Below are 1,093 nucleotides of genomic sequence, written 5' to 3' on the forward strand. Positions count from 1 at the left end.
GGCGCATGCGGGCCTGGTCGGCGATGACGAAGGCGTCCTTCGCATCCGTCTTCCCGTCGCCGCGGTAGGCCCCGGAGGCGTGGTGCACTGTCCGTCCCGGGATGTAGATGACCTGCTGGCCGTGCGCAGTCAGCAGCGCGATCCACAGCGCTGCCCCGCCGGCGTTCAGGTCCACCGCCCACGTCACCGGGGCACCGTCTGCGAGCTCGAGCACGTCTTTGATCAGGTCCAGCAGTTCGGGCTCATTGTTGGGGACGCGGCGTGACAGCAGTTTCACTGCGTCTGCGTCGATGACCGTGCAGTGGTGCTCGGCCTTGCCCGCGTCCGTCCCCGCCCACAGCTCCGGCACCCAGTGCCTCCTCGTCGATTGTGTCCTGTCCCGGCAGACGACCACGCCGACGTGTCCCTACGAAGCGACTGCTCGCGCATCCCAATCAGTGGCCGTGTCGTCGCGGGGTCACGGGCGGCCAATCAGTAAGAGCCACAACCATCGGCATGAGCTTTTGAGCCACACCCGTACCCCTGGGTGCCCCGATCGTACGAAGGACCGGAACGAGCCCACCAAGAAGGTAGGGATCATTTCAAAATGAGTTCGATTCAGGGGCTTGGCAGTTGAGGTGGCCGGGCGGCCGAGTGCTGCACGTGTCGGATGATCTTGTGCCTGATGACTTGTGGGAGCGGGTGGCTCCGCTGCTGCCGCCACGTCCGCCGCGACGCCACCGATACCCCGGCCGGCTTCCCGCGGACGACCGTGCCGCGCTGCGCGGCATCGTGTACGTGCTGGGCAAGAGCGTGAGCTGGCGGGACGTGCCCGCGCAGCGGACCGGCTGCAGCGGGATCACGGCTTGGCGGCGGCTGCGGGATTGGACCGATGCGGGCGTGTGGCCGCGCCTGCACGAGCTCCTCCTCGCCGAGCTGCGGGCGGAAGGCCTGCTGGAGATGGATGACGCGGCGATCGACGGTTCGCACGTCAGGGCGCTCAAGGGGGGCGCGCACCGGACCTTCGCCGGTCGACCGGGGCCGGCCGGGCAGCAAGCACCACCTGATCGTCGACCGGCACGGCACCCCACTCGCCGTCACGCTGATCGGCGGC

Annotated in this window: 1 protein-coding gene and 1 pseudogene; one reads left to right on the forward strand and one right to left on the reverse strand. The window is 68.9% G+C overall.

Going from position 1 to position 1,093, the window contains the following annotated elements; translation table 11 throughout:
* On the reverse strand, window positions 1-349 hold a 349-nt coding region (locus ABZ641_RS38990; protein WP_359989455.1), incomplete at its 3' end, for an IS110 family transposase.
* A gap of 293 nt (window positions 350-642) precedes the next feature.
* Between ABZ641_RS38990 and ABZ641_RS38995 the strand changes: the two are divergent.
* Window positions 643-1,093: pseudogene (locus ABZ641_RS38995) on the forward strand (IS5 family transposase); the annotation flags it as partial.

Source organism: Kitasatospora sp. NPDC007106, assembly GCF_040634455.1.
GTDB classification, from domain to species: domain Bacteria; phylum Actinomycetota; class Actinomycetes; order Streptomycetales; family Streptomycetaceae; genus Kitasatospora; species Kitasatospora arboriphila.